Source organism: Colwellia sp. 20A7 (assembly GCF_009832865.1).
Lineage (GTDB): Bacteria > Pseudomonadota > Gammaproteobacteria > Enterobacterales > Alteromonadaceae > Colwellia.
On record NZ_CP047130.1, the window covers coordinates 269900 to 291638 of the forward strand.

At 36.5% G+C, this 21739-nt stretch carries 24 protein-coding genes; 13 read left to right on the top strand and 11 right to left on the bottom strand.

Annotated features, from left to right (window positions below; all coding sequences use genetic code 11):
- Positions 1-4 precede the first annotated feature (4 nt).
- Positions 5-967, top strand: a complete 963-nt coding sequence (locus tag GQS55_RS01100) for a GGDEF domain-containing protein (protein WP_159817147.1) — start codon at positions 5-7, stop codon at positions 965-967.
- 6 nt (positions 968-973) lie between these two features.
- On the opposite strand, the gene GQS55_RS01105 is transcribed toward GQS55_RS01100, so the two are convergent.
- Both GQS55_RS01105 and GQS55_RS01110 read right to left on the bottom strand, forming a co-directional pair.
- The gene (locus tag GQS55_RS01105; protein ID WP_159817149.1) at positions 974-1435 is read right to left on the bottom strand and encodes a DUF523 domain-containing protein; all 462 of its coding nucleotides are present in this window, start codon (positions 1433-1435) and stop codon (positions 974-976) included.
- Positions 1428-1733 (bottom strand): DUF3630 family protein, encoded by a 306-nt coding sequence (locus GQS55_RS01110; protein WP_159817151.1) that lies wholly within the window; start codon positions 1731-1733, stop codon positions 1428-1430. The genes GQS55_RS01105 and GQS55_RS01110 overlap by 8 nt, the downstream gene beginning before the upstream one ends.
- A 196-nt stretch (positions 1734-1929) precedes the next feature.
- Here GQS55_RS01110 and GQS55_RS01115 point away from each other — a divergent pair, with 196 nt between their 5' ends.
- Entirely contained in the window at positions 1930-2229 is a 300-nt protein-coding gene (locus GQS55_RS01115) for a c-type cytochrome (protein WP_159817153.1), read from the top strand.
- A 139-nt stretch (positions 2230-2368) separates the two neighbouring features.
- Here the strand turns inward: GQS55_RS01115 and recQ are convergent, their stop codons facing one another.
- On the bottom strand, positions 2369-4192 hold the full coding sequence (gene recQ, locus GQS55_RS01120) for a DNA helicase RecQ (RefSeq protein ID WP_236559715.1): 1824 nt from the start codon (positions 4190-4192) through the stop codon (positions 2369-2371).
- 151 nt (positions 4193-4343) lie between these two features.
- Between recQ and GQS55_RS01125 the strand changes: the two genes are divergently transcribed.
- From GQS55_RS01125 to GQS55_RS01140, 4 genes are all read left to right on the top strand, one after another.
- Positions 4344-4799, top strand: a complete 456-nt coding sequence (locus tag GQS55_RS01125; protein WP_159817155.1) for a thioesterase family protein — start codon at positions 4344-4346, stop codon at positions 4797-4799.
- A 109-nt stretch (positions 4800-4908) separates the two neighbouring features.
- Complete coding sequence (gene rarD / locus GQS55_RS01130) at positions 4909-5820, top strand: EamA family transporter RarD (RefSeq protein ID WP_159817157.1); 912 nt, start codon at positions 4909-4911, stop codon at positions 5818-5820.
- A gap of 206 nt (positions 5821-6026) precedes the next feature.
- Positions 6027-6701 (top strand): single-stranded DNA-binding protein, encoded by a 675-nt coding sequence (locus tag GQS55_RS01135; protein WP_159817159.1) that lies wholly within the window; start codon positions 6027-6029, stop codon positions 6699-6701.
- A gap of 123 nt (positions 6702-6824) precedes the next feature.
- Positions 6825-8945, top strand: a complete 2121-nt coding sequence (locus tag GQS55_RS01140) for an SHOCT domain-containing protein (protein WP_159817161.1) — start codon at positions 6825-6827, stop codon at positions 8943-8945.
- Between the two features lie 146 nt (positions 8946-9091).
- On the opposite strand, the gene GQS55_RS01145 is transcribed toward GQS55_RS01140, so the two are convergent.
- From GQS55_RS01145 to ccoG, 3 genes are all read right to left on the bottom strand, one after another.
- On the bottom strand, positions 9092-9739 hold the full coding sequence (locus GQS55_RS01145; RefSeq protein ID WP_159817163.1) for a DsbA family protein: 648 nt from the start codon (positions 9737-9739) through the stop codon (positions 9092-9094).
- Positions 9740-9826: 87 nt separating this feature from the next.
- Complete coding sequence (locus GQS55_RS01150; RefSeq protein WP_159817165.1) at positions 9827-10804, bottom strand: serine/threonine protein kinase; 978 nt, start codon at positions 10802-10804, stop codon at positions 9827-9829.
- A 40-nt stretch (positions 10805-10844) separates the two neighbouring features.
- Entirely contained in the window at positions 10845-12284 is a 1440-nt protein-coding gene (gene ccoG, locus GQS55_RS01155; RefSeq protein WP_236559716.1) for a cytochrome c oxidase accessory protein CcoG, read from the bottom strand.
- A gap of 104 nt (positions 12285-12388) precedes the next feature.
- Here ccoG and GQS55_RS01160 point away from each other — a divergent pair, with 104 nt between their 5' ends.
- Positions 12389-12745 (top strand): hypothetical protein, encoded by a 357-nt coding sequence (locus GQS55_RS01160; protein ID WP_159817167.1) that lies wholly within the window; start codon positions 12389-12391, stop codon positions 12743-12745.
- Between the two features lie 71 nt (positions 12746-12816).
- Here GQS55_RS01160 and GQS55_RS01165 read toward each other — a convergent pair whose 3' ends face one another.
- The 5 genes from GQS55_RS01165 to flgA all read right to left on the bottom strand — a co-directional run bounded on the left by GQS55_RS01165 (position 12817) and on the right by flgA (position 17251).
- Positions 12817-14211, bottom strand: coding sequence for a formimidoylglutamate deiminase (locus GQS55_RS01165; protein ID WP_159817169.1), 1395 nt, complete (start codon positions 14209-14211; stop codon positions 12817-12819).
- Positions 14212-14247: 36 nt separating this feature from the next.
- Positions 14248-15036, bottom strand: coding sequence for an N-formylglutamate deformylase (gene hutG, locus GQS55_RS01170; RefSeq protein WP_159817171.1), 789 nt, complete (start codon positions 15034-15036; stop codon positions 14248-14250).
- A gap of 602 nt (positions 15037-15638) precedes the next feature.
- A complete protein-coding gene (gene flgN, locus GQS55_RS01175) occupies positions 15639-16067 on the bottom strand; it encodes a flagellar export chaperone FlgN (protein WP_236559717.1) in 429 nt (142 codons plus the stop codon).
- Positions 16064-16366 carry a flagellar biosynthesis anti-sigma factor FlgM gene (flgM, locus tag GQS55_RS01180; protein WP_159817173.1) on the bottom strand — a complete coding sequence of 101 codons (303 nt, stop codon included), beginning with the start codon at positions 16364-16366 and terminating at the stop codon, positions 16064-16066. The genes flgN and flgM overlap by 4 nt, the downstream gene beginning before the upstream one ends.
- 126 nt (positions 16367-16492) lie before the next feature.
- Entirely contained in the window at positions 16493-17251 is a 759-nt protein-coding gene (flgA, locus tag GQS55_RS01185; protein WP_159817175.1) for a flagellar basal body P-ring formation chaperone FlgA, read from the bottom strand.
- 106 nt (positions 17252-17357) lie between these two features.
- Here flgA and flgB point away from each other — a divergent pair, with 106 nt between their 5' ends.
- From flgB to flgG, 6 genes are read left to right on the top strand one after another with little or no spacing between them, the layout of a single operon-like run.
- Positions 17358-17729, top strand: a complete 372-nt coding sequence (flgB, locus tag GQS55_RS01190; RefSeq protein ID WP_159817177.1) for a flagellar basal body rod protein FlgB — start codon at positions 17358-17360, stop codon at positions 17727-17729.
- 3 nt (positions 17730-17732) lie between these two features.
- A complete protein-coding gene (flgC, locus tag GQS55_RS01195; RefSeq protein ID WP_159817179.1) occupies positions 17733-18149 on the top strand; it encodes a flagellar basal body rod protein FlgC in 417 nt (138 codons plus the stop codon).
- An 11-nt stretch (positions 18150-18160) separates the two neighbouring features.
- A complete protein-coding gene (locus tag GQS55_RS01200) occupies positions 18161-18817 on the top strand; it encodes a flagellar hook assembly protein FlgD (RefSeq protein ID WP_236559718.1) in 657 nt (218 codons plus the stop codon).
- Between the two features lie 17 nt (positions 18818-18834).
- The gene (locus GQS55_RS01205) at positions 18835-20190 is read left to right on the top strand and encodes a flagellar hook protein FlgE (RefSeq protein ID WP_159817181.1); all 1356 of its coding nucleotides are present in this window, start codon (positions 18835-18837) and stop codon (positions 20188-20190) included.
- A 12-nt stretch (positions 20191-20202) separates the two neighbouring features.
- On the top strand, positions 20203-20934 hold the full coding sequence (locus tag GQS55_RS01210) for a flagellar basal body rod protein FlgF (RefSeq protein ID WP_159817183.1): 732 nt from the start codon (positions 20203-20205) through the stop codon (positions 20932-20934).
- An 18-nt stretch (positions 20935-20952) separates the two neighbouring features.
- Positions 20953-21738, top strand: a complete 786-nt coding sequence (gene flgG / locus GQS55_RS01215; RefSeq protein ID WP_159817185.1) for a flagellar basal-body rod protein FlgG — start codon at positions 20953-20955, stop codon at positions 21736-21738.
- Position 21739 lies beyond the last annotated feature (1 nt).

Below are 21739 nucleotides of genomic sequence, written 5' to 3' on the forward strand. Positions count from 1 at the left end.
CATAATGCAAGCAAACACAACTATGTCGCAGGCAGTTATTCAACTGAACCAGTGGGATTTACCTGTGAACCCGGTCAACTATGCTGTTAGCTACGAGTACTGTAAAAATAATAATCAATTGCTTATCGCTAACATCAAACACTTACGTTTATCTGGAAAAGTGTTAGATAACTTTTTTATGGAGCAACTGTTTAAAGACTATTTACTTGAACAAAGTAAATTTCGTGATGAAATCATTTCAGACCTATCACATCTCTTTACTGAAATTAATTCAAGTTGCGAAAAGTCCATCACTGGATCACAGCGTTTTATTGAAGAACTTGACGATAGTATTCCTGCATTAATGTCGAGTAATAAAAATAGTGTGAGGTTGGCAATTGCTAAGCTTCATCAAGCATCAATCACCTTCAAAAATCAGCAAAAAAATTTAGTAGAACAAGTTGAAATATCTAAATTAAAAACACAAAAATTAGAAGCTGAACTTGAAGAAGTTCGTCGAGAAATATACCTAGATCCCGTAACAGGATTACATAACAAAAAAGCGATGTCTAAGCACGTTGATACTTGGTTAAGCGAAGATGCCAACAGAAAAATTGCCGCTATTGTGATTAGTGTTGATCATTTTAAAATATTTAGTGATCGATTTGGTGCTTTAATTGGTGATGTTATTCTGTCAAAAATAGCGAAAAAAGTCGCTAGTTATGTTGATGTTAGTGGTTTACCTGTTCGCTCTGCCACCGACGAGTTTATTCTTTTAATGCCCGATGTCGATGGTAGTATAGCAAGTGAAGTGGCAGAAAAAATAAAACAAGGAGTTGATAAGCTTCGCTTTATTAGTATTCAATCAGGTATTCGATTGCCAAAGATGAGTATTTCATGCGGTATTACTGAAATGAGAAATCAAGAATCTTTATCCCATCTTATCAATAGAGGCCGTAAAAATATAACCACGCAAAATAATTGCTAGTTGTTATTATTTATCTAATAAATTTGCCAGCTCTTGCAGATTATTCTCAGAAAAAACCTGAATACCTTCTTGAGTCAGTATTTTACTGGTTACTCCTTGTCCTGATATTTTTTTATTTGAAAATGAACCGTCATAAATAAGTGTGCTACCACAAGATGGGCTAGATTCTTTCAGGATCGCAAATCGAATATTGTGTTGTCGGCATAATGTTAATGCCAGCTTTGCACCAAGGTTGAACTCCTTAGTAACATCCGTCCCTGAAACTGTAATAATTTGATCACTATTGGGCTGTTGTTCTGCTGGCTCTCTAGGAACAGACAAACCACCTGAAACTTCAGGGCAAATCGCAATCAATCTATTTTGTTTTTGCCATAGTGCTAGCAGTGAATATTCTAATTGTATAATTTCACTATTATAGCGAACCTTATCACCTAAAAAGCACCGGCTAATTAATATATGATCAAACATGGTTTGTTAAGACACTATGTAATGGTTGAATTTGTGCAGAACTTATTTCATTGTGGGCGCTAAACCAGCATGATTGGCTGTAATAATCAAAATTTAATATAAGTTCAGCGCTTGACCACAAGAAACGAATATTTTCTCTGTCTGCGCCTATGGTTGCTTCCTTTATGGAATGGTCTGGTATTTTACTTAATAATAATTGACTAAGCGTTACAATATCTTCTTGAAACCAAGTTTTTTCAAATAAAACACTTATTTGTTCATCAATTAATTCAATTGATTTTATTTTTAGCTGTGTCATTAAGTTCTCATAGAATGAAATAAAGTTAATTTATTTAGGTGGTTATAACTTATCTACGTATTATAAAGCAGCAGATATAACCGTCGACCTTTGATATTGATTATATGATTAAACCAAAAAAACAACGACATAATAGCTTATTTTATTTATACTGAATCCAGAATATAAATTTAATATTTAAAGAGAGAGTATTACTATGAAAAAACTTATCCTCGCACTTTCTACTACTGTATTGATGGCATCTCCTGTTTTTGCTGGTGATGCGGCTGCTGGTAAAGGTAAATCAATGATGTGTGCTGCATGTCATGGTGCTGAAGGTGTTTCAGCTATTCCTATTTACCCTAACCTTGCTGGGCAAAAAGAAGCGTACCTTGCAAAGCAACTAAAAGCTTTTAAATCAGGCACGCGTGATGATCCTACAATGAAAGGTATGTCTGCTGCATTAAGCGATGAAGATATAGCTGATTTAGCTGCTTATTATGCTAGCTTAAAATAAAATATTCTATTAGATACAACCTGTCCTTAGTATATTAAAAAGCGCTTTTGAGCGCTTTTTCTGATCTTAAAACATGATGATAGGTACTGTACAAGCTTAATTAAACCGAGTTCAGGTTAACTAGGTTAAATTCGGGAAGCTAAGTGTTTTCTTTAATGAGCTCAATAAAGGCTTTACCGTATCGTGACAATTTGACATCACCAATACCGCTAATGGTTAGCATTTGTGTGGACGTTGTTGGTTTTGCTCTTGCTAATTCCGACAATGTTGCATCATTAAACACAATGAAAGGTGCAATGTTTTCACTATCGGCGATACTTTTTCTAAGTTCACGTAATTTACTGAACAACGCTTTATCATAAGGTTGAGTCTGATTTTTACTTTGCCAGTAACTGGCTTTTTGTAAGCGAGGACTCGCGAGCATTAATGGCTCTGTTGCCTTAAGTACGCTTCTTGATGCTTCGGTTAAACAAAGGGCTGATTGTTGCTCTATATCTTGTTGTAGATAGCCTAAGTGGATTAACTGGCCAATAATTGCAAACCAATAACCGGGTGACTTACCACTACCAATACCAAATGTTGATACTTTATCGTGTTCTTGGGTTAATACTTTACTATTCTTTTCACCGCGTAGTACATCAACTACATGGTTGATATCACCTTGCTGCTTAATACGAAAAACACAAGACAATACCTTTTGAGAGGCTTCCGTTGCATCGAATTGGCTAGGTGGATCTAAGCAAATATCACAATTACCACAGCCTTGTTGTGTATATTCAGCAAAATAGTTTAGTACAACTTGTCTGCGGCAAGTTTGCGCTTCTATAAAAGCATTCATCGCTCCAAAACGTTGCATTTCTACATTAACGCGTTGAGAGTTATCACCTTCGCTAATACGTTTTTTAATACGACTTATATCTTTATCGGCCACTAAAAATAATGCTTCAGCAGGTAAGCCATCACGGCCTGCTCGGCCTATTTCTTGATAGTATGACTCTAATGTACGTGGTGGTTCAAAATGAATAACATAGCGCACATTAGGTTTATTAATCCCTAAACCAAAAGCAACGGTAGCAATAACTATTTGAATGTTGTCTTTAGTAAAGCCTTCCTGCACAAGTGCTCTAATGTCAGTTTCTAATCCGGCATGATAGGCCGCACAATTAATACCACAAGCAGCTAAATATTTTGATAGTTTCTCTACTTGCCAGCGACTATTACAATAAATAATACCAGAATCATCGCCTTGCTTTCTTACATAACCTAATACTTGTTTTTCACCATCGTATTTTGGCGCTAATGTAAAACGTATATTGGGTCTATCAAAACTGTCTAAGTGAATATAAGGGTTATTTAATGATAATTGCGTGAGTATATCTTTGCGTGTAGTGACATCTGCTGTAGCTGTTAACGCCATTACAGGCACATAAGGAAAGTGTTGTTTTAAAACGTGTAACTGCGTGTAAGCAGGGCGAAAATCGTGTCCCCACTGAGAAATACAATGCGCTTCGTCTATAGCAAACATACTTAGTTGTAATTCGCTTAAACCTTGTAAGAAATAACGATTTGTTAATCGTTCAGGCGCAACATAAAGCAGTTTTATTTTACCTTGTGATAACTTTAAAAATATCTCGTTAATTGTGGTTTGATCTAGAGATGAATTAATAAAGGCTGCCGAAATTCCTTGATGTGTCAGATTATCTACTTGATCTTTCATCAAGGCGATTAGCGGTGATACAATAATAGTAACGCCTGGTAGCAACACTGCTGGTAGTTGATAACATAACGATTTTCCGCCACCAGTGGGCATTAGCACTAAAGAATCTCTTCCCTGCATAAGGTTGTTGATTATTTCTGCTTGGCCTGAGCGAAAGCTGTCGTAACCAAAATAGTGCTTTAACGTGCTAAGCAATAAATTTTGTTGATCAGATTCAGTGGCAGTAGGCAGGGTAACAGTATTCAACAGATAGTCTTTAATAAGTGATATTAGCCCTTATTTTACCTGAGAGACGAGGGCGTGACATCATTATTTTTCAATTTTGTAAAAATGATGATAATCTGATTCAAACAAGTCAGACCAGAATGTGTTTGAATGAACTGTAAGGTGTATTTGAATGAATCGAGAAGACATGTATCAACAAGTCACTGCTTTTTGGAATGGTAATATGCCATTTAACCAACTGTTAGGTCTTGAAATCACCCGTTTTAATGCACAAAAATCTGAAGTCCGTTTTCCATGGAATGATAAGCTGATTGGTAACCCGATACAGAAAATCCTGCATGGCGGTGTAACAGCGTCGGCACTTGATCTTGCCGGTGGTGCAGTTGTAGTTGCCAATATCATAGAGCAACTTCCTGACGTTACGCCGGTCACTATTCAACAAAGTTTAAAAAAAATTAGCACGATAGATTTACGTACAGATTACTTACGACCAGGACGAGGTGAAGAATTTATTGTAACTGCACATATTATTCGTAGTGGCAGTAAAGTTGCTGTTGCGCGTATGGAAATGCACAATGAACTCGGCGACCATATTGCTTTTGGTACGGGTACTTATATTGTTGGCTAGTTTACAAAACTTTAAACGTTGGCAATGTTAATACACTTACCTGACACTGATTTCTTTGATGTTGTGCTATGATGCTGTTCTAGCTAGTTATTATCACAAAAAGAAATCTATGGCTCTTTCACAACCAAAATCATCAACAGGCAGTGGCGTAACCAATGCACTAGCAGCTTATTTTATGTGGGGACTTGCGCCAATATATTTTAAGTTGTTGATTGATATTGGCGCGGGCGAAATCTTAATGCACCGTGTTGTTTGGTCAAGTGCCTTTCTATTGTTATTAGTATTACTAAGCAAAAAACGACTGGTACTAATTCAACTATGCAAGCAACCTAAAGTTATAGCCAAACTGAGTTTGTCAGCGTCGATATTAGCGGTTAACTGGTTGTTATTTATATGGGCAATCAATAATAATCATTTACTCGATGCGAGTTTAGGTTACTTCATTAATCCTCTATTTAATGTTGCTCTTGGTATGATGTTTTTTAATGAACGTTTGCGACGCAACCAGAAAATTGCCGTAGCTTTGGCCGGATTTGGTGTCTTTGTGCAACTTTTTACTGTTGGCTCGCTTCCTTTGGTTTCTTTAGTACTAGCAAGCACTTTTGCTATTTATGGTGTATTAAGAAAAAAAATGCATGTTGACTCTTTTGTTGGCCTGCTTATTGAGTCTTTATTAATGCTACCTATTGCTTTGCTTTATTGGTTCTATTTTATCGACAGTGCAACAGCCGATTTAACCTCGAATAGCGCCTCATTAAACTTTACCCTAATAATGGCGGGTATTGTTACTACTGCGCCTTTATTGTGCTTTACCGCTGCTGCTAAACGTCTAACCTTATCAAGCTTAGGTTTTTTCCAATATATAGGGCCAAGTATCATGTTTTTACTTGCTACTTTTTATTATAAAGAATCAATGCAATTAGCGGAGTTTGCGACGTTTATTTTTATTTGGTTGGCCTTAGCGCTTTATAGTATTGATGCTTACCGTACTATGAAAAAAACTCAAATACCTAATACCTAATACCTAATACCTAATACCTAATAGCCTAGCGAATACTAGGTTATTATTGTGTAGGAAAGTTTGTGGTTGATTTGATTAATATAATTGTTATTATTTTGGTATTCTCTTGAGATATTAGTCTCAGCTCTTATTAATTGAAGGGCAACGTAAAAGCACAAACTTATTGATAATAATACTTCTTCTAACAGGCTATAAGCGCTATTTTTATGCATAAAATAAAATCATCTACCGTAAGCCAACAATTATGTGCTGTTACTCTGCTAGGAAATTTAGTTGCCGATCCTGATATTCGTTATCGAGCTAATCCTATCTCCGCAATAACTGAAATTACGCTTGCCACAAGCTCAAAATGGTTAGACAAAAAAACAAATCAATTTAAAGAGTGGACTAGCTACCATAGTATTAAAGTTGAAGGTGATTTGGTTGAGCAAACGCTACTAACCGCTAAAAAAGGTGATATTCTTCTAGTTCACGGTTACTTGAGTCATATAAAATCAAATGGCGATGCAAAAAGTACGGACTTATCTATTGTGCATGCTAATTTTATTCAAAAGTTTAATAAAGGCTATACTCAAACAATTAATCAAATTTTATGTAGTGCTCAGCTTACTTCTATTCCTAAACTGATAACTACGCAAAATAATAAAAACTTAGCGCAAGCGACTATAATTATTAATCAGCAAAATTATTCTGTGGACAAGCAATGCTGGTTAAGCCATCAGGTAGAGCTGGAATTGCATGTGTGGGGTAAACAAGCACAGTACTTAGTTGAGAATGCAAAAGTGAATGATAATGTCATGGTAGAAGGTAAATTGAGTTATTTAGCTATGGCGGATAAAAAACAATTTATAGACGCTAAAACAGTACACATATTGTCTTAATCTAAAGACCAAACAGCTTATATTCTAAAAATTTAAGCAGAAACTCTTACAATATTAAAATAAAGTGAAAAAATTATGAGTAGTATCTATGATTTCTGTAATTTAATTAGGCATAGGGTGTATGTGGTTATATTGATTAGTAATTTAACCTTATTATCAGTTAATGCCTTTGCAGCAAACAATAATTATCAATTAAAAGAAGTGATACAATTAGAGCATAGCCAACATGAAGCATCTAAATGGTTACAATTAGCAGTACACCCAACTAATACCAATCAATATTTTATCATTAACAAAACGGGGCAAATGTACTTTGTTGATGAAATGGCTGAGTTACGTCAAGTATTAAGTCTACAAGGTAATGATGACGATATTACTTCTTCAGTTAAGTTAACTGCTATGGCCTTGCATCCTAATTTTGCTTTGCGAGATCAGTTAGGTTATGGCACCTTTTATACTGCCCATATTGAACCTTTCGATAAAAATGCTGCAACTAAGCGTATACAAGAGCGTGATGACAACTTAACTCTTACATTCGATACAGTCATTACAGAATGGCAATTTCACTCCAGCAAATATCAACAAGTAAATTTAAGTACTCAACGTGAAGTATTACGAATAGCGGTGCCAGATGAGAGCATAAGGATTAAACAAATGTCATTTAATCCTTATGCTAAATCATGGAATGATGGCTTTGGGTTGCTTTATATTGCGTTAAATGGGCAGTCTACATGGCAAAAACCGCTTTATTCAGGGACTATTTTACGTATAAATCCTGCAAAGTTTGGCTTACGAAGCTTTACTGTACCAACGAGTAATCCTTATTTAGAAAAAAGTGAAATTGCAGACGAAATTTACTTATTTAATGGGCAAGATATAAAGCACTTTATTTGGCCTGATAAAGGAAGTGATGATATTTTGCTTTCTCATCGATATAACAATCAACCCGTACTATCTTTAACCAATATGAACAATAATTTGCGTGATAATGATGCGACAAATATTATTTATCAAGGTGAGGGTATAGTTGAAGGTGTAATGTTGTATAGGGGAGGCGAGCTACCTGCGTTACGTAACCACTTACTAATATTGACGAAAGCAAAGAATCAAAATTGGCTCATTGAGTCTTTAAATTTAGCATCGTCTGTTAACAGCACCGACGCGGAAACAATCGAACCTAAGCAAGAGTGGCAATTTACCGTTGAACAGTTACCTTATGATAGCGACATTGCCGTGATTAATAATAGCGACGGCGAAGTGCTTATTATAGATAAAACGTTAGGCAATATTTCTCAAGTATTTAAAGCGATCGCATATACAAATTTACCAGTAGAGCAGGAGGTTATTTCTGTGGAAATTGAAACTGAAAGCAGTAGTCGTTTTTATATTCTGTTATTTATACTATTGACTGCTATAGGAAGTATTTTGTTCTTGCTCAAGCGTAATAAAATATCAGCAAAATCGATCGTCCGAAAACAGTTTGCACAGTTAGAGTTAAGTGAATCGAAACAACAAATAGGTTTATATCATCGCCATCAGAAGGCGGTGGATACCATTATTAATATCATTGATATTGCTAGTTTTGAAGTCAAATTAAATGAAGAGACGGTTAACAGTATTAGCCGAGAAGTTGACGGTGGTTTTAATGATGATAAAGAGCAAGATTTACGCGTTACATTGAATAAAGAAAAAACAGATAAAATGATAGATGATAAAATTAGACAGGTTACTTTGTCTTTTACCGATATTCATACAAAAAATTATGTTGTTTGTTTATATATGCGTAAAGGTAGCAATCGCGTTACCAAGAAAGCCTATTCAGCTGTTATTGACGATTTAATTGATTGGTGTTGGTTAATTGCCTCCACACTTAACCCTGATGATACAGGGATAAGAAAGAAAAAGTCAGCCATATCTCATAGACAAAGAAAAAATATTGTTGATCAAAAGTCTCATATAGCTTCATTACATGAGCAAGCAGCTTCAAATCGCTTGTCTGCGTATAAAAATATACAAGCGCACGACACCTCAGATGATGATGTTAAAGAAAATAGTGACACACCTGAGCCAGTGGCCTTGAATAACAACATAGAAACTGTTGATAAGATTCAGCAAAATAAAGTCGTAGACACCGAGTTGGTCAATGCTCTAGAGAAGCTAGTAGAGTTAAGAAAACAAGGGTTTTTAACACAAGAAGAGTTTACTGAAGCGAAGAAAAATGTACTGGGCAGTTTATCTTATTAGTATTAATCCGTTTATTATTGAGCAATCAGTTTATTAGTAAGTGATCAGCTTGCGCTGTTGTGATTAATACTTGGTTTGGCGTTTCTTGAGTATTAGTAAAAAAGAATAACGAGTAACTTTATGATGACTCGTTATTCTTGTTTATGTTACTTAATCGTTAGTAGATAATTAATTAAGTTTTTATAATCTTCTTTTGGGTTACTTTTATCTAAAGCACCTGAATTAACACGATATTTACCATTTACTATTACCGTTGGAACGCCAGTTAATGCACGCTTTTGAGACATAGTATCTTGATGCTTTTTCATTGCTTTAGCGTGAGCGTTTACGCTAAAGCTTTTTGATAACTTATCAAATTGTTCACCGTCAGCACCGTTTAAAACAAAAATATTACGCAGATCTTTTTCAGTTGTAATGGTAGCGCGTTGAATATGGATGTAGTTAAATATCGCGCCAATGTACTTATCGCCATTTTCTAACTGCTCTGCAATCGCAATACTTTTTGAAATCATTTGTTGAATTGTTGGTGAGATACCACCAAGGAAATCAACGTGATTACGTTCAAATTTCACATTATCAGGTAACTGTTTTTTAATTTCATGCATGATAGGTTCAAACTGAAAACAGTGACCACAATAAACAGAAAAATACTCACGAACTTCTACATTAGTTGACGCAGTTTCGCTCACTTTAGTGTATTGATCACCTTCAGTGTACTTTGCCGCATTAGCAGTTATCGAGAAGGCTAAAAGTGGCATTAATAACACCATAAATAAGAGGTGGATTTTTTTCATTACTGTATTCCTAATTTATTATAGTTAATCTAGCTCAACTCAACAGAGAATCTTCTGTCGGTAAGCTTTGAATTCTAACAAGTTGTATTAAATGGGTAATAAACTTAATGGTGGCTGTTGTAGTGCCCACATTTGTTCTTTAAGCATGAGTATTTGCTGCTCCCAATATTTTTCTGTATTGAACCAAGGAAAGTTTCTTGGGAAAGCGGGATCTTGCCAACGTTTACACAACCATGCCATATAATTAACTACACGCATAGTTCTTAATGATTCTATCAAAGTAAGTTGTGAAGATTCAAATGAAAAAAACTCTTCATAGCCCATTAATAGGGTATCAATTTGTAACAATTGTTGTTGTCGGTCTCCTGACAGCATCATCCATAAGTCTTGAATCGCAGGCCCCATGCGGCAGTCATCTAGATCTACAAAATGTGGACCTTCATCACGCCATAAAATATTACCAGCATGACAATCTCCATGTAAGCGTATTTGCTGCTTTACTTGGTATTGGTTTGCCGCAATATCAATAACTTGTTCTAATATGGTAAAAAAGGGCTTAATTAAACCCTGTGGCACAAAGCCACTTTGCTTAATAATGTCACTAGCTTGATAAAGCATCTCATCAGTATTAAAACTTGGTCTATGCTCAAAAGGCTTTAGTGCGGCTACTGCATGAATACGCCCAACAAAGCGTCCCATCCATTCTAATTGGTCTAAGTTATCAACTTCAAATATTCGGCCACCTCGGCAGGGGAATACAGCAAAATGATAACCCTGATGCTCAAATAAGCTTGTGCCATTTTTTTTCAGTGGTGCAACGATGGGGAGTTCTTGCTCATCAAGTTCAAAAGAGAAGGTATGTTCTTCTTGAATTTGTGCTAATTCCCAACGTTGCGGACGATAAAATTTAGTAACATACTTAGTTAAATTTTCATCATGAAATTGATAAACACGATTTTCATAACTGTTAAGTGCCAATAAACCGCTGTCTACGCTAAAACCTGCACTCTCTAAACCATCGATGATAGTGTCAGGAGAAAGCGATTTAAAATCAAATTGTGCCATGAGTACTCATTTATCTATATATTATTACTTAAGTGAGCTTTTACCGTTTATTAAAAAATCGGCTTTCACTTTCAATTTTTACATCACCTTCAGGCGAAATTTGTTCAACCGTAAAGCTGATGTCAGTCATAAAGCCTTTCAACTCATAAGGGTCAACAGAAATACTAATTGGCAATGTATACACAGTGGCGGCTTTAACAAAAACCTCTTGTTTACCATGCCACTGAGTATTTTCAATACCATTAATAGAAAGCTTATAGGTATTGTCTGTTTGTGACATATTAAGAATTTTTAACGTAAATACGTTTTCTATTTCGCCATTAAAATTTTCTTTTGCTAATTCAGTTCTATCTCTAGTGATGTCGAGAGATAATGGTACGCGATTGACTATTTCTAGCACTAACATTGTACTCATAATGACTAATACAATGGCATAACCAACTAATTTTCCCCGTATAAAATTAACTTTTTTACCTTTGAGCTCATGCTCTGTGGTATACCGTATTAGGCCTTTTTTATAGTTCATTTTCGCCATAACACTGTCACATGCATCAACACATGCACCACAATTTATACATTCATATTGTAAGCCGTTACGTATATCTATGCCGGTAGGGCAAACTTCTACACATAAGTTACAATCAATACAGTCTCCTAATCCTACCTCTTTAGGATCTTGTTTTCTTGCTCTTGCACCACGATTTTCACCTCTCGCTTTATCATAAGAAACGGTTAACGTATCTTTGTCAAACATAGCAGATTGAAAGCGCGCATAAGGACACATATGCAAACACATTATTTCGCGCATCCAACCAGCATTACCGTAGGTCGCAAAAGTAAAAAAGGCTAATATTATCGCCATTGTTACCGTGGTATCTAGTGTGAATATATCGACAAATAATTCACTCATTGGTGAAAAATAACCAGCGAATGTCATCGCTGTGAATAACGAAAATAAAAGCCAGCTAGTGTGTTTCAGCGTTTTTTTCCAGAACTTATTAGCATTCATTTTTTGCTGGTCTAGTTTTCTTCGCTGATTAGCCGTTCCTTCTATTTTTTCTTCAAACCAAATAAATATGAAGGTCCACACTGTTTGGGGACACATATGTCCACACCAAACTCGGCCTAAAAAGGTGGTGACAAAGAAGAGTAAAAAGGCACCAAAAATAAATAACCAAGCTAATAAGGTTAAATCTTGTGGCCAAAGTGTAAGGCTCCACAAAGTAAAGCGTTGCTCACTAATATCAAATAGGACGGCTTGATGACCATTGTATTGTAGCCAAGGAAGTAGTGCGAAAAAAGCAAAATAAATCAAGTTCGTTCGTTGCCTAAGCTTCTGAAAAAAACCGGGACTTTTTCTAACGTAAATTTGGTCGCCGGGCTTATAGCGCTCTTTACTATTCTTAGCTGGGTGAATTTTTACATTGGTAACAGGTATTTGAACAGAGCTAGGTGATGCTGGCTTTTCGTCAATGCTCACGATAAATCCTTAGAAGAGAGGTTTGAATTAGTCTAAAAATAATTATAATGTTATTGTCTCTACGATAATAACATAAATTAGCTCATACTAATATACGGAATCCTATGAAAAATATATTGATCTTGATCGTAACTGCGGCAGTTTTTTTGCATTTTTATCCGCAACCTGAGGTAACTAAATTCTATAATGACACCAAAGAAACACTATTAGATAGTTTTGCAGAATTTAGCGACACCAATGTGCGTTTAAAAGCGGATAAGATATTAATAGACTTACAGCCAGAATTAAATAGTTTTTCGGTTGAAGAGGTTACCTCTTTAAAAGAGATCACATCCTCTAGAAGCCGTGTGAATGACTTTTATCAAGACTACTGTAAAAATACCAAACGCAATGCTGTGTTTCATCCTAATAACCAAGCTAAAGTATGTAAGACAATAAGCAAGTATGAAAGCATGCTTTAATGCTTTAATAGCAAATCAGGAATGACAAGCTAGGAATGACAAACTAAGAATGACAGTTTAGAAATGAAAAATTAGGCTGATAATGTTGTTAATAGTTGTGCAAATTTTTCAGCGCTAACTTTTTCGTGTTGGTGCTGGCCATTTAGCACAACCCAATTCCCATTAACCATAACATCTGTAATTGTGTTGCTCTGGCTAGCAAAAATAATACTATCAAGTAAATATTGGTTTTTATTGGCAAATAGAGCTGTTTTTTTATCGTCAATCACAAGTAAATCAGCTTGTTTACCTATCGATAATGCACCTGTATTTGAATTTGTACTTTGTGCACCACCTAAAGCTGACTCTTGCCATAAATTTTGTCCTACAGAGGCAACGTTAGCTGAAGCAAGAAGCGCTCTTTGTTGCTTCGTTAACCGTTGGGCATATTCTAACCAACGCAACTCTTCAATAGGGTTGACAGAAATATGGCTATCAGAGCCTATGGCAAAGGAGCCACCTAACGCCAGGAAATCTGTTGTTGGGAAAATGCCATCACCTAAATTTGCTTCTGTAGTAGGACATATGCCGGTGATAGCTTTACTGGCTATAATACCTTGTTGCTCTTTCTTGTTTATATGTGTTGCATGAATTAAGCACCAACTTTCATCTAGTTGCATATTATCTAATAACCACTCAACTGGACGCTTTGCATAGTGATTTAGGCAATCGTTTACTTCTTGTTGTTGCTCCGCAATATGAATATGGATAGGTGCTTTAGGATCTAATGAACGCACATGTTCAACTGCAATTGTCATTGCCTCTTTATCAACAGCACGTAATGAATGAGGTGCTATACCAATATTACTATTTTGATATTGTTGGCTTAATTCATAACAATCACTTACTAATTGATTAAATTGTGAAGTGGAATTAATAAAGCGTTTTTGCCCGTCGGTCGGTGCTTGCTGACCAAAGCCTGAGTATTGGTATAAAACAGGTAATAAGGTTAAACCTATACCTGAGTATTGAGCAGCATTAAAAATAGCTTGCGCCATTGTTGCTAGTTTTTCTTGTGATTGATTATTATAAGTGCTGTTACAAGAACTGCCATTAATATCGTGATGTAAATAGTGAAATTCAGCAACGCGTGTATAACCCATTTTTAACATTTCAATATACAATTGTTGAGCAATTATTTGAGTGTCTTCAGGAGTTAATTGTGACAGGAACTTGTACATTATTTTACGCCAAGTCCAAAAGCTATCTTTACCTTCGCTACCTTGTTCACTAAAGCCTGCAAAAGCACGTTGAAAGGCGTGAGAATGGCAGTTTATCATTCCTGGAATTACCGTGCCTTGAAATTCTTCTACTTCATTTACTTTACCTGAGGTGATCGCTGTAATAACGCCATCTTCAATGGTAAGTGTTTTATCTGTCGCCCAACCGTCGTTTAACAGAATGTTTTTCGCATAGTATTTTTTCATTTTCACTCTCACTTTTAATCCCATTTTACCTTGCTATTACTCTTGTATTGTATAGTCGGCTAGGCATTGAACAAATTTCTTCAGTTGAACTTTTACTTGATTAGCTTTTTGTTCGTTATAGTGATTACTGGGCTCATCTAAATAAGTACTTTGTGATAACTCTAATTGAATAGCGTGAATATTATTATTTGGATCACCGTATGCACGGGTAATATAGCCACCTTTAAAGCGACCATTAAAAATAGTGCTATAAGGAGTTAAATCCAGATTTTTTAGTCTATCTAGCAGTGCTTGGTCGCAACTGGTTCCATCGGCGCTGCCAAAATTAAAATCGGGTAACTGTCCTTCAAAAAAACGAGGAACCTGCGATAAAATTGAATGGGCATCTAACAATACTACTCGCCCATATTTACGTTTAAGGTGTATTAAAGTATCTGCTAGCGCTTGATGGTATGGCTGCCAGTAATCCTCGACTCTACCTGTAATCTCTTCTGGGGTAGGATTTTTACCGTCAAGGTAAAGAGGCGATAAGTCAAAAGCGGTTGTTGGACATAATTCGGTATTATCGGCACCAGCGTATAAAGCGACACCACTTGGACTTCTATTTAAATCAATAACGTAGCGACTGTACTTTGGGACCAATGTGTAAATGCCCATTGCTGTGGCGAAGTCATATAATTTATCAATATACCAATCAGTATCGGCAACATTGTGTCCATTTTCTGTCATGCTATCGGCAATATGCTTAGGGATCAGTTGACCATTATGCGGCATACTAATTAGCATACCTATATTACCTGATGTTAAGGAGTAACTAGCGTTCATTGCTGCTCTTTTTAAATGTGAATTAGTTGTATATACAAGTCGTTGTTAATTTATCATGTAAAACTGGCGATAAGCAAATTATTTGGCTTTTGGAGTGTAATTACAATGTAAGTGTGGGATTACTAGGCAAAGAGCTTAATGATGAAATGGAGTGGCTAGCTTTAAGGCTTGAGCTTAAAGTACTGGATTTTTATCGTGATCAAGCCAACGCCTGACGACCCAACAAATATTATTTAAAACTAATACCGGTTTCATTAATTAAGTGAACAATTTTATAGGCAGAAAAAATTGTCAAATACAAGGCGTTTATTTCAATAACTAGTTGTTCTAATTATTAAATAAATAACGATGTAGTTGGTGAGTTTAGCAAGTAGAAATGATCACATAGCTAGTGAGATTAGTATAAAGTCAAACAGGGGGGAATAAATAGTAGTGACTGGTGCGGAATACTTGCATTAGCAGAGCAAATGACAAGTTTGTATGACACCTGATTAGGCGGCAAAAAATACTATTAGCTTAATATTGAATAAGATCATCGTTCTAAAGAATATGTGTTTAGCTAATTTAGTGAAGCTAACAGTTCAGTTGAAAGCTTAGTAAAGCTAAAAATTCATTTCTGGATAAGAGCTTTTATTTTTACCACCAGTTAAACGTTGCATTAGTTGGCGTTGGTTTGCTAATAATTGGCCAGAGCGTTCATTTAATGCTTTACACAATTTAGACTTCATCGTTAACTCTTGAAGTAATTCTGTCGTCATTTTTTTTACAGGTGCTGGCAATTTATTACAAAGTAAATGTAATCCTTCACTGTTACAAGGTAAGCCTAGACTATTCAAAAAATCATCTCTTTGCTGGTGTGTTGTATTCAGGTTACTAAGAATTAGCAGCATTTTTTTATTGTGGCTCTCTAATCCTGAGTCTCGTTGACTTAATAACTCATACTGAGACTCCAACGCATTAATTAACACATCTAGCTTGCCAATGTCATTTTTCAGACTGGTAATAAATGATTTTATGCTGTCTATTATCATTGTCTATGAAGCTCTAACAGTGCATTGATTAGGGTTTCTTCATCTAATATCAGTTCGCCATTAGCTATTGCCGCTTTAACCTCGGCAACTTTTTCCATATCTACATCAGTTTGGCTAGATAAGGTTTCAAAAGTTGAGTCAATAGATTTACTTAATTCACTAACTTGGCTTGTTGAACTCGTTGCTTTATCGGCCTGTTGGCTTTGGGTCGATTTTTTTTGCAACTGCGAATGCTCTAAGGTATTGTTCACCTTGTTGTTTTGTTCAACAGGTATGCTTGGTTTGTTACTTATATTCATTGCAAGATTTACCTAGGTAATTTGTTATGTTTGCTATTACCCTCAAGAGAGCGACAATACAACGACGGAACTTAAATATAATTAGTGTTTTTTTACATTTTATTCATAAATAATTTATGAATAAAATTAAAGAAATATTTTTACTGTTCCTTTTCCGATAACTTGCCCTTCAACTATTTGACCTGAAGTAAGGTTTTTAACTTTAATTCGCTGCCCTAGCTGACCATCCTCTAAAGCAATTGCGGTAACGCTGGCATTAAATGTTGGTGTCGAGACTTGTAAATCGATATGCTGGTCACGATTAACCAAATATTGTTTCTCTAACAAGCGACGATTTATCACGTCACCGCTATTTATGTTACGACGAACCTGCATACCAACTAAATTATTGATATTAACTTCCATGCCGTGTAAATGGCTAGCAATATTTAGTGAGCGAGTCTCAAGTAAGTCAGCAGTGAGTATTTCACCGCGTTGTAAATCACGTTTTGCTACGACTAAATTCATCCATAGATCTACCTTCGCACTCGCTCTAAAGTGCCATTTGGGTGAATCACACTTTATGGTTAATCTTATTCTACCTGCAGGCACTGACGACGGCTTCGAACGTGAAATTTGTAAGTTAGCACAATGTAAATCTTCGCTGCCTTTTGGAATGAATAAATCAATTTTTTGTTGTTGGCTTGTTGCTCTATGATAGCTTAAAAATCGTTCTATTTCTTTGTTGATGTAGTGTTTAGATTGTTGCTCAAAATTAATGTCGTTCGCTTGCGCAGTTCCTATAAAGCAACCTAGCATAAAATAGAGGAAGTATAAGTAGTTCCTATGCGGAAGCCTAGCTTCCGCTTGTTGGTTGTTTTTTAAATGGTATGAATAATAAGTCATTGAATTTAAAGTTCTTTAAATGTTGGCATAAAGGTTGTTATATAGGTTGTATCGTAATGCTTTTATTTTCAAATGAGCATACAAGAATCAAACAGTAGAGGCAACAATGGCATTATTTGATCAATCCCTAGGCGTGCATCCATTTTCGATGCAATTAAGGATGGATAGAGCTGAAATTATTGCGGGCAACTTGGCTAATGTGGAAACGCCAGGGTTTAAAGCGCGTGATATCAACTATAAGCAAATCATGGAAAGTGTCTCTAGTGATCTTTCACAAAACCATCTAGTTGGATTTTCTGGAATTGAACAACATCAACTTCAATACCGTGTTCCTTATCAAGCTTCAAGCGATGGTAATAGCGTTGAACTAAACGTAGAGCAAGCTAAATTTTCTAGTAATAGCATGGATTTTCAAACAAGCATGACATTTTTGAATATGAAAATAAGTGGTCTACATAAAGTTATCAAGGGAGATTAAAATATGTCTTTTAATTCTATTTACGAGATTAGTGGAAGCGCTATGCGAGCGCAGGTAATGCGTTTAGATACTATTGCTTCAAACTTAGCTAACTCAGATACCGCAGCATCAAGCGAAGCAGGTGCTTATAAAGCATTAAAGCCTGTTTTTTCAGCTGCATACAGTTCAAATCTTGATGATCGTTCTATTTCTGCTTCGGTTGATATGCTTGGTATTACTGAATCGGACCGAACCGTTGAACAGCGTTACGAACCAAATAACCCACTCTCTAACCAAGATGGTTATGTGTTTTATTCTAACGTCAATGTACTTGAAGAAATGGCAGACATGATGTCGGCAAGTCGTAGTTATCAAACCTCAGTAGAAGTAATGGGGCGTGTTAATAGCATGCAACAAAGCATTCTGAAATTAGGTCAATAAGGATAAATAACGTGGATATAAATAGCTTAACTCAAAGTACAACTGAAGCAGCAGCTTTAGAGAGTAATGTCACTGGTAATGGCCAGTCAGCACAAGAAATGTCAACCATGTTTTTAGAGTTATTGGTTGCCCAAATCAGTAATCAAAACCCATTGGAACCAATGGATGGTACTGAATATGTGAGCCAGCTTGCTGAGTTTGCAAACGTTGAGTCGTTACAAAGCATTAATCAAAACACCAGCAGTAGCCTTAGTTATATGAATAGCTTGATGGTACTTGAAGCCACTAACATGGTGGGTGAATCAGTTGATGTACTGGCTAATAGTATTGCACTGGAGAATCCGGGCAGTGTTTCAGGTATGGTCAATTTATCAAGTCCAGCTGATTCTGTCACTGTGCAGCTTTATAACAGTAATGGTGATCTAGTTGAAGAAAAGAACTTACCATATACCGGTGCTGGCTCATTACGTTTTGAGTTTGATAACCAAGGTGCTGGTGATTATGCCGTACGTGCTTATACAACCACAGACAATATACCTAAACAACTAGATACTTGGTTAAGTGGCGACGTTGAGCGCGTATCTGTAGGCGCTTCAAGCGACGATATTATATTACAAATTAATGGTCTGGGTAATTTTGAACTTACTGAAATTAACCAATTAGCTTAAATTATTAGGAAAGTAACATGTCTATATTGAATATTGGTCTTACAGGCCTGAAAAGTACGCAAACTGCGTTAGAAGTTACCAGTAATAATATTGCTAACTCGGCTACGGCAGGCTATAAACAGTCTGATGCTGAATTTGCCTCAGTATATAATGGTGGTCAGCAAGGTGGTGTTAAAGTTTCAAATATTAAAGAAGATTTTGTTACCAGTGGTGAAATAATTCGAACCGGTAATTCTCTCGATATCACAATTGACGGCCAAGGTTTTTTTGCTATTTCAGAAAACGGTAAAACAGCCTACACCCAAGCGGGTCAGTTTGGTTTAGATGCTGATTTGAATATAGTTAATGCCAATGGTAGTAGTTTACAAGGTTTTGGTGTTTCTGAGTCTGATGATGGCGGCGATCCAAGTATTGTGTCTGGTATATTAACTGATTTAAAAATTGAAGGTGCGAATATCCCAGCACAAGCAACGGATGGAATTTCTTTTAATGGTAATTTAAGTTCAGCGAGCGACCTTATTACGTATCCTATAGCCCCTGATACGTTTGATCCTACCGATGGCAGCCAATACAATTTTTCACAATCTACAGAAGTATTTGATTCATTGGGTAATAGCCATATTATGACGCAATATTTTAATCATACAGCTGTAAATACATGGCAAGTAATGTACTTTGTAGATGGCGAGCCTTTACCGGATACTGCTATAGCGAGTACTGGGGCGAATGGTACGCAAGATGTTGATGTAGATGGCACAACAATAACAGCAGGTGTCGTGACTATTTCATTTGATACTGATGGCCAAATGGATCCACTAGATCTTGCTTTCGTTGACCCCGTGCCACCAGCGGTAGCTGATAATAATGCCGATGATCCCTATGCTCAGCGTGAAATCACCCTAACGTTTACTGCTAGTGGCGGTGGTGCTGAGGTTGCTTTAAAACTAGATATGGTAAAAACCACCCAATTTGGTAGTAGTTTTGCCATGTATGAAAATGACGCAAGCGGTTATACGTCAGGTTCCTTTTCAGGCGTGACGGTTGCTGAAGACGGTAAGTTATATGCAACCTTTACTAATGGCGAATCTAAACTGCAAGGGCAAGTAGCATTGGCTTCGTTTGCTAATGTTAATGGCTTGCAGCCTGGTGATAATACTGTTTGGTATGAAACCGAAGACTCTGGTACGGCGTTGTTTAGTGAGCCCGATTCAGGCGCGATTGGCAAGTTACTTTCAGGCTCATATATGGGATCAAATGTTGATGTTAGTGAGCAGTTAGTTGGTCTAATGTCCTTTCAGCAAAATTATCAAGCAAATGCAAAAACAATTAGCACTGCTGATGAAATGATGCAAATCTTATTTAGTAATACCTAAAGGGCATAAGCAATGGAAAAGTTAATTTATACTGCTGTTTCTGGCGCGGAACTAAATAATACGGCATTGCGAGTCACTGCCAATAACCTAGCGAATGTCAGTACTGCTGGTTTTAAAGCCGATTTAGAACAAGCACAGTCAATGATGGTTACGGGTAGTGGCTTTCGAACCCGCTATCATGCACAAATGAAACCTGTGACTACAGATCTTTCACCCGGTCCTATTATGGATACTGGCCGCAATCTAGATATTGCACTCAGTGAAGGTGGGTATTTAGAAGTGCTTGATAACAATGGCGATCCTGCTTATACACGCTCGGGTAATTTAGAAGTAGATGCCGATGGCTTTGTAACTGTTAATAATAGACGTGTACAGGGTGCTGGCGGTGATATTCAATTACCTGAATTTGGTGAAATTGAAATCAGTCCAGATGGTATTATTAATTTAGTTCCTTTAGGTGGTGGCGTTATAGCAGAAGAAGCACAACTTAAACTAGCTAGCACCGATGGAATTTTAATTAAAGGCAAGGATGGCTTGTTACGAGCAGAGAACTTACAGCCACTTGCTCAGGACGATCAATTACGTCTTCGCACCGGAGCTCTAGAAGGTTCTAATGTGAACGCAGTACAAGAAATGATTAAAACAATGAATATTAGTCGTCAATTTGAAATGAACGTCAAAATGATGAAAGCAGCTGACGAATTAGCAAGTAGCGGCAATAAACTAATTAGTGGCAATGGTTAACGGTAAAAGGTTGTAACAATGAATTCAGCATTATGGGTAAGTAAAACAGGGTTAGCTGCACAAGATTTGCGCATGACCACTATTTCAAATAATTTAGCGAATGTTAGCACTGCAGGCTTTAAAAAAGACCGTGCAGTTTTTGAAGATTTGTTTTATCAGGTGCAAAAGCAGCCTGGAGCACAAGCTGATGAGTTGAATCAGTTACCATCAGGTATTCAAGTGGGTACTGGTGTACGTATTAATGGTACACAAAAACAGTTTACTGAAGGAAGTTTTGAAACCACCAGTAATCAGTTAGATGTGGCTATAGCAGGTCAGGGGTTCTTCCAAATAGAAAGTCCTGACGGTGAACTTTTATATACACGTAATGGTCAATTTCAACTTAATGCTGAATCCTTACTTGTGAATGGTAACGGTTTACCTTTAGCACAAAATATCGCGTTACCTGAAGGTACAACCAAAGTATCTATTGGCACAGATGGTACGGTTAGCGCTGTGGTAAATAATGATACTCAGCCGGTTGAACTAGGTCAGTTGTTACTTGTAAATTTTGCTAACCCTGCCGGCTTAGAAAGTCTTGGTGGAAATTTATATCGAGAAACTGCCGCGTCAGGAGAAGCCGTTGAAGGTGTACCCGGTGAAGAGGCATACGGTGGTTTACAACAATTTACTATTGAAGGCTCTAATGTCAGTGTTGTTGAAGAAATGGTAAGTATGATTGCCGTGCAGCGTGCTTACGAAATGAACGCTAAAGTGGTATCAGCCGCTGATGAAATGCTACGCTTCATTAATCAAAATTTGTAAT

Coding starts and splice junctions, on each gene's coding strand:
- flgC (WP_159817179.1), top strand. CDS start 17,733: ATGTCTTTTAATTCTATTTACGAGATTAGTGGAAGCGCTATGCGAGCG.
- rarD (WP_159817157.1), top strand. CDS start 4,909: ATGGCTCTTTCACAACCAAAATCATCAACAGGCAGTGGCGTAACCAAT.
- flgM (WP_159817173.1), bottom strand. CDS start 16,366: ATGAATATAAGTAACAAACCAAGCATACCTGTTGAACAAAACAACAAG.
- hutG (WP_159817171.1), bottom strand. CDS start 15,036: ATGAACGCTAGTTACTCCTTAACATCAGGTAATATAGGTATGCTAATT.
- GQS55_RS01165 (WP_159817169.1), bottom strand. CDS start 14,211: ATGAAAAAATACTATGCGAAAAACATTCTGTTAAACGACGGTTGGGCG.
- GQS55_RS01145 (WP_159817163.1), bottom strand. CDS start 9,739: ATGAAAAAAATCCACCTCTTATTTATGGTGTTATTAATGCCACTTTTA.
- GQS55_RS01135 (WP_159817159.1), top strand. CDS start 6,027: ATGCATAAAATAAAATCATCTACCGTAAGCCAACAATTATGTGCTGTT.
- flgN (WP_236559717.1), bottom strand. CDS start 16,067: ATGATAATAGACAGCATAAAATCATTTATTACCAGTCTGAAAAATGAC.
- flgA (WP_159817175.1), bottom strand. CDS start 17,251: ATGACTTATTATTCATACCATTTAAAAAACAACCAACAAGCGGAAGCT.
- GQS55_RS01105 (WP_159817149.1), bottom strand. CDS start 1,435: ATGTTTGATCATATATTAATTAGCCGGTGCTTTTTAGGTGATAAGGTT.
- GQS55_RS01100 (WP_159817147.1), top strand. CDS start 5: ATGCAAGCAAACACAACTATGTCGCAGGCAGTTATTCAACTGAACCAG.
- GQS55_RS01205 (WP_159817181.1), top strand. CDS start 18,835: ATGTCTATATTGAATATTGGTCTTACAGGCCTGAAAAGTACGCAAACT.
- GQS55_RS01150 (WP_159817165.1), bottom strand. CDS start 10,804: ATGGCACAATTTGATTTTAAATCGCTTTCTCCTGACACTATCATCGAT.
- flgB (WP_159817177.1), top strand. CDS start 17,358: ATGGCATTATTTGATCAATCCCTAGGCGTGCATCCATTTTCGATGCAA.
- flgG (WP_159817185.1), top strand. CDS start 20,953: ATGAATTCAGCATTATGGGTAAGTAAAACAGGGTTAGCTGCACAAGAT.
- GQS55_RS01210 (WP_159817183.1), top strand. CDS start 20,203: ATGGAAAAGTTAATTTATACTGCTGTTTCTGGCGCGGAACTAAATAAT.
- GQS55_RS01125 (WP_159817155.1), top strand. CDS start 4,344: ATGAATCGAGAAGACATGTATCAACAAGTCACTGCTTTTTGGAATGGT.
- GQS55_RS01160 (WP_159817167.1), top strand. CDS start 12,389: ATGAAAAATATATTGATCTTGATCGTAACTGCGGCAGTTTTTTTGCAT.
- GQS55_RS01115 (WP_159817153.1), top strand. CDS start 1,930: ATGAAAAAACTTATCCTCGCACTTTCTACTACTGTATTGATGGCATCT.
- GQS55_RS01110 (WP_159817151.1), bottom strand. CDS start 1,733: ATGACACAGCTAAAAATAAAATCAATTGAATTAATTGATGAACAAATA.